The 6691-nt window shown below is 39.3% G+C and carries 6 protein-coding genes; 3 read left to right on the forward strand and 3 right to left on the reverse strand.

Annotated features, from left to right (window positions below; all coding sequences use genetic code 11):
- The first annotated feature begins 140 nt into the window (after positions 1-140).
- Both B4F08_RS08165 and B4F08_RS08170 read left to right on the forward strand, forming a co-directional pair.
- The gene (locus tag B4F08_RS08165; protein WP_291374087.1) at positions 141-971 is read left to right on the forward strand and encodes an MBL fold metallo-hydrolase; all 831 of its coding nucleotides are present in this window, start codon (positions 141-143) and stop codon (positions 969-971) included.
- A 300-nt stretch (positions 972-1271) separates the two neighbouring features.
- Positions 1272-2516, forward strand: coding sequence for an OmpP1/FadL family transporter (locus B4F08_RS08170; protein WP_291374088.1), 1245 nt, complete (start codon positions 1272-1274; stop codon positions 2514-2516).
- Positions 2517-2651: 135 nt separating this feature from the next.
- Here the strand turns inward: B4F08_RS08170 and B4F08_RS08175 are convergent, their stop codons facing one another.
- Complete coding sequence (locus B4F08_RS08175) at positions 2652-3695, reverse strand: AraC family transcriptional regulator (protein ID WP_291374089.1); 1044 nt, start codon at positions 3693-3695, stop codon at positions 2652-2654.
- Positions 3696-3988: 293 nt separating this feature from the next.
- Here B4F08_RS08175 and B4F08_RS08180 point away from each other — a divergent pair, with 293 nt between their 5' ends.
- Positions 3989-4885 (forward strand): bile acid:sodium symporter family protein, encoded by an 897-nt coding sequence (locus B4F08_RS08180; protein WP_086210500.1) that lies wholly within the window; start codon positions 3989-3991, stop codon positions 4883-4885.
- Between the two features lie 129 nt (positions 4886-5014).
- Here the strand turns inward: B4F08_RS08180 and B4F08_RS08185 are convergent, their stop codons facing one another.
- The gene (locus tag B4F08_RS08185; protein ID WP_291374090.1) at positions 5015-5872 is read right to left on the reverse strand and encodes an N-acyl homoserine lactonase family protein; all 858 of its coding nucleotides are present in this window, start codon (positions 5870-5872) and stop codon (positions 5015-5017) included.
- Between the two features lie 43 nt (positions 5873-5915).
- Positions 5916-6691, reverse strand: a 776-nt coding sequence (locus tag B4F08_RS08190; protein ID WP_291374091.1) for an SDR family NAD(P)-dependent oxidoreductase, incomplete at its 5' end; no start/stop codon positions are given.

The raw sequence follows: 6691 nt of genomic DNA on the forward strand, positions 1-6691 counted from the left end.
GCGTCATTTCCTCTGAATATGACGTGTTTTGAAAAAACCTATTGATCCCTTTAGGTTTAAATTCACGACATGAAAAGTCCATCTGTGAGAAAATCATCTATAAAAAGCCTGCTCATGAAAAAACCAGCTACGAGAACAGCATGAAAATACATCATTTAAATTGTGGGACAATGTGTCCGCTTTGTGCAAAATTGATCAATGGACAAGGCTCATATACCGAACCGGGTAAATTGGTTTGTCATTGCCTTTTGATCGAACATGACAACCGTTTGATGATGGTTGATACAGGGATCGGCTTACAAGACATCCAACATCGTGACCAACGTCTTGGAAAAACCTTTCAGAAAAGTTTTAAACCGAAACTCGATCCACAAGAAACCGCATTTGAACAAATCAAACAGCTTGGCTATGACCCTGCCGATGTAACTGACTTATTTCCAACCCATTTAGATTTGGATCATGCAGGTGGATTTTCCGATTTTCCTCAAGCCAAAGTCCATGTCTATCAGCCTGAACTTGAGCAAATTACCCAACCCACATGGAAAGACAAATTACGCTTTAGGTTCAATCAATTTAAGCCTACACCCAACTGGCAAGTCTATAAGCAAACCAATAGTCAATGGTTTGGACTGGATGCGATTTCATTAGAGGAGACGCTCAAGCTCAATATCTTTATCATCCCGCTTATTGGGCATACCAAAGGTCATGTTGGCATAGCCGTGCCACAAGACTCAGGCAAATGGTTATTGCATTGTGGTGATGCCTATTATCATCACAGCCAATTAGATGAAACTGACCATATGCCGACAGGACTCAAGTTTTTTGAGCGGATGGTGCAAGCCATACCCCAAGCACGACACAATAGCTTAGAAAAGCTCAAAACACTTAAAGCACAACATGGTGATGAGATTGAATTTTTCTGTGCACATGATCCTGTAGAACTCGAACGTTATCAAATAGATGAAAACTAATGTAGTACTGCTCACCACCTCAATCGTGCAAAAACCACAAAGCCTATGTCATCAACACATAGGCTTTGTTGTATCAGTCCATGCTATTTCATTTTTCTAATATCTCGTTTTTCTAATGTTTCTCTTTTCTCATATTTTGCTTTTTCCAAATAGAAGCAATGATTTGCTCTAGCCGATGAGATGACACCAATTCACCAAAAGATTGGCACATTTATACCATTTTCAATCCTTAAATTTAATAAAAATAGACGTACAGAGCACAGATGCTCAGCCTAGACAACAGTACAAAAGGATTTAAAAATGAAAATACGCAAGATTGCATCTTCCATCGCATGCCCCTCTACCGCATTTTTCATCACCGCATTTTTCGCCACAGCTCAACTACACGCTGCTGCTTTAGATCGTTCAGGACAATCGATTTTACCCTTCTTACAAAAAGGTAATTATGCTGAAGTGGGTTTCTCTGTGCTTGACCCAACGGTATCAGGCAAGATCAAACCTGATTTTAGCAAAGGTGGATTAACCGCTGCTGCCAATATGGAAACTGGTGACATCGCCGACAGCTATACTTTCCCAAGTGCAGCATTGAAAGTGCAACTGACTGATCATTTTTCTTTGGGCTTCTTATACGACCATCCATTTGGTGCCGCAGCTGGCTATCCTATTCAAGACTATCCAGCATATACCCAAGGTACTGAAAAATCTGAATCCGAAGTAACAACTCAAAACTTAAGTACGATTCTCGGCTATCAACCCAATGAACACTTCAACGTCTATGCAGGACCTGTACTGCAAACCACCAAAGGCAATAGCCGCTTAAGAGGTGCGGGTTATAACGGGATTAAATATGATATGAATGCACCAGAAACAGATGGTGTAGGTTGGCTCGCAGGTTTTGCTTACAGTATTCCTGAAATTGCCTTACAGGCTGCGGTGACCTATCGTTCTGAAATTGATCATGACATCGACATGACTGAGTCCGTGCAAATTCTAAATCCAGCTAACCCCGCTTTGGGATATATTGATTTGGGTGCAACAACATTGGAGTCAACCGTTACCACACCGCAATCTGTGAATATTGACCTGCAATCAGGCATCATGCAGGATACGGTCGCTTTCGCCAATTTACGCTGGGTGGAGTGGTCGAAGTTTCGTATTTCACCTGAGCGTCTTGCGCAGCTCACCACGCAACTCACAGGAAAAGCTGTCGATCTCGCAGCATATAGCGACGACCAGTATCTTGCCAATATTGGTATAGGACGTAAATTCAATACACATTGGTCAGGTTCTGTCTCACTCGGCTGGGACAGTGGTGCGGGTAACCCTGTGACAACATTGGGTCCAACTGAGGGGTATTGGAGTATTGGACTGGGTGCAAAATATGCACCAGCACCGAATTATGATGTGTCTTTAGGCCTTAAGTATTTCATGCTTGGAGATGCCAAAGCACAGTCAGGTTTTGATTTTGGTACAGACAATTATGATGCAATTTATAAAGACAATGATGCATGGGGTTATGGCTTAAAAATAGGTTACCGTTTTTAAGCACATAAATACTGTCAGTCTATTGAAATGGATTACTTTTATATCAAAAACTGGATGAATTAACTTCAACCTTTGTTATAAAACATAGCCATAACATGATTATAAAAAAGCGATCACTTGATCGCTTTTTTTAAACTAAGTCGCTTTTAAACGCTGTAACTGAGCCTGTTGCCATTGCTTCGGTGGCATACCAAACCAACGCTTAAACGCCTTGGTAAAGTTCGATACATCGTTATAGCCTAAATGATTGGAAAGCTCGATGAGTGTGATTTTTTTATGCAGTAAATAATCCTTTGCCACTTCAGCACGCGAAGCTGACACCAATGCATCATAAGTCGTATCATGCTCAGCTAACTTTCTAAAGAAAGTCCGTCTAGATAAATGCAGCCGTTCTGCCATTTCTTCAGCTGTCAAAGGCTGCTGTAAATTTTGTAAAACCAACAGTTTTAATTTAATCAGCCAGTTTTCCCCGTATTGTTTAAATAGATTTTGCTCTGCTTCACACATCTTTATAGCCTTTTGAAAGGCAGGAAAGTCAGCACCCGGAAGCTTCTCATCAAGCACATTGACATTAAAATAAATGGCACAGTGCTGCTTATTCCAAATAATTGGAGCATTTAAGAAACTAAACTTTTCAGCATATTTAGGTTTTTCATAATCGAGTTCAATCTTGAGCTGTGGCAATTCATGTTCTAATAAATCCCCTAAAATCCGAATGATTGAAAGGCAAAGTGCTTCTTGCGTATAGTAATAGGTTAAGCCAAGTGGAATCTGCTTCCCAAAACGAATGCAGACCATTCGGTCTTTAATTTCATACGAGAAATGTATTGTTGGATCTATCAATGTACTAAAACGATTACATACTAAAAAGGCATCTTTTAAGGTCGGTGCTGACATCAGTGCGATACCAAAAGAACCAAAATGTGATAACCGAATATGCTGACTAAATGAGACAGAAATCGCTGGATCATTGGTTAAATTGAGTGCGTTTTGAACAATGACTGCAATTTGTTTTAAGGTGAAATACGTATCAATAGACTCTAAATCATCAATATGTATACCTGAATGTTCTAAGATAGCTGTGGCTGAAAAGCCGCGTGACATAGTCATACGCACAAATGCAGCAGGCAAATGTACAGGAATAATTGGAGCAGACATGCTCTTGTCGTCAAAATCCATTTTTAACTCCGACCTATAGAATAATTATTTCAATTTTTTCATTTATATATTGATCACTATAGGCAATATTCATCATAGCAAAATTGTCACGTTTGTACATTTTTTTGGCACTTTTCTACCAAAGTATTTTCCTCGACTGCTTGATATTAAGTGTGATCGAACGTGTTTAAGAAAAGCGTCGTAAAACAGCAAAAAAAATATTCATTTTAAAACAATTGCTCAGCAACGCTGTAAACGATTCCATCCCTTAGACACTCAAAATTGAATAACACGCGCTATGAAGGAAGCTTGCTATGGATTCAGCATTTATCACCATCGGTATGCCGATTGCCCTGATTATTATCATGATGGGCTTGGGTTTTGAAGTCACGCTACAAGACTTTAAACGTGTTAAAAACAACCCTAAAAATGTACTCATTGCACTGTTTTGCCAGCTGGTACTTCTTATTACGATTGCCTTTTGTCTAGCCAAACTTTTTCAACTCAAACCACTACTCGCTGTTGGTCTGATGATTTTAGCAGCCTCACCTGGCGGGAGTACTGCCAATTTATTCAGCTATCTCTTCAAAGGTGATATTGCACTGAATATCACACTGACTGCTTTTAATTCGGTGATTGCAGCCTTTACTTTACCTATAGTTGCAACCTTATCACTGACCTATTTTATGCAAGATGACACCACTGTTGGAATTCAACTAGATAAACTGATCCAAGTTTTTCTACTGATTTTACTGCCTTTGGTTATCGGTATGATTATTCGTGCAAAAAAACCACATTTTGCCAAGAAAATGGAAAGTTTCGTAAAATACTTTTCGGTGACGTTTCTCGTGGTCATCTGTATTGGTGCATTACTCAAAGAAAAGGCAAATATCGCCAGCTATTTTGCTGATGTTGGATTAGTCTGTGCACTATTCTGTGCAATCAGCTTAACCATCGGCTATTTTATTCCTAAAATATTTAAGATGAATGAAGCAGAAGCTCGAGCATGTGCTTTTGAAATTGGTATTCATAACAGCGCAGTCGCTTTAACTATTGCGATCTCGGTACTCGGCAGCACCACCATTGCCATCCCTGCTGCGGTGTATTCGGTGATTATGATTTTCTTTGCTTTTGCAGTTGGATTTATCTTCAAATATAAAGACAAACGTCAAAAGCTGGTCAATTCAGTTGTAGCTCGGGATACCTTATAAAAACTGCAGTTTACTATAGACACGAACATGAGTACTTAAAGTTAACTTCATATCACTGAACCTTGAAATAAACACATTTTATTTCAAGGTTATGTCATCGCCAAATGTATGTTGGCTATTTCACTCAATTTAAATAATCAGCGAATCACATGGAAGTATCAGTTGTTTTTCCAAACGCTCTCTTACATTCAAGTCATGTGCAGGAAGTAAAAGCGTTGGCTGTTCACGTCCCAACTCTTTGAATTTTCTTAATGTTTGTTTTGACAAGTCAACATTATAAGTCACACCATCCACTAACTCTTCAAGTAAAAAGCGCTCATCATAAGTCGCATCACCCGCAATGATATAGGTCATATCAGGTGATTTAACAATAATAGACATATGTCCGCGCATATGACCTGGGGTAGGCACACAAATTACATTTTTATCTTTAGTCAGATAAAAACTTTGTGCAAATGGACCAAATGGCTCATTGTTGAACTCAATTAATTGGGGGGTAAACCAACGTGGAAAATATTGAGGCAAACAACCAAAGATTCGTCCTTTGAAACTTGAAGCCAGTTCATAGTTTTCACGTGTCACAATAATTGGGATATGCGGAAAATGATGTAAACCACCTGCATGATCGTGATGCATGTGAGTCAACACTAAAGCTTTGATATCTTTATTTGGATTTAAACCCATCTTCCAGAGTTGATCCCCTACCTCTTCACCTGGTGCAACTTTTACCACCACACCATGTTTAAAAAATGGATGCCAACTTGGTAAAAAGTCCTGTGCTGAGTTTTCAGCAGTATCACCGCTATCAACTAAAAAATTCCCTTCTGGATGCTCAATCAGATAAGTAAAAATTGGCAGATCTTCAACCCAGTCTTTATCCATCAACATATCAATTTTACGTCGAATTGGCCCTTTACCTTCTTCACCACAATGATGATGTGGACGGATTGAAACTGTACCTGTTTGGATTGGAGTCACGCGAATCATAACGACACCTATATTTAAAAATATGAATAAGAAGATTAAAAAATCAGAAAGGTTTCATGACATTGGCTGCCATATGCAGTACGACAGCTTTGGGTGACATTGGGGCAAGAATCGACATCACTTTATTCTTCAATCCATGTACTGCCACACCAACTTGTCCTTCTAAAATTTTTTGCGTAGCAAAATCAGCGACATCACTCACCGTTGACATGTTGCTCTCGGTAAAATTATTAGACTGACCACCTTCAGCAGCTGAAGCAAAACCTGTATTGGTTGCACCTGGGCAGATTGCTAATACTTTGATTTGGCTATCTTTCAGCTCATATGCCAAAGCTTCACTAAGACTGAGAACATAAGACTTAGTCGCTGCATAAACCGCCATCCACGGTAAAGGTTGAAATGCTGCGGTAGAGGCAATATTGACAACTTGTCCGTGATTACGTGCAATCATCTGCGGTAAAAAGCGATGTGTCATTTCAGTCAGTACGGTCATATTCAGATTGATGGTTTGTTGATATTTCTGCCAATCCACATCATGAAATAATCCGAAATCACCACAACCTGCATTATTGATTAATAAATCAATTTCTGTATGTTCAAGTGACTGGTATAGTGTTTCAACAGCATTGGTTTGCGTTAAATCCAATGGCATAACAATGCATTTAATTTGAAAAGACTGTGTGAGTTCTTCAGCTATTTGTTTAAGCTTCTCAGCACTCCGTGCCACCAGAACCAAATTGATATCTTGTTTCGCAAGTCGCTTGGCAATTTCTAGTCCAATCCCATTCGATGCACCTGTAATTAAAGCCGTGGTCATCT

Source organism: Acinetobacter sp. UBA6720 (assembly GCF_002454215.1).
Taxonomy (GTDB): Bacteria; Pseudomonadota; Gammaproteobacteria; order Pseudomonadales; family Moraxellaceae; genus Acinetobacter.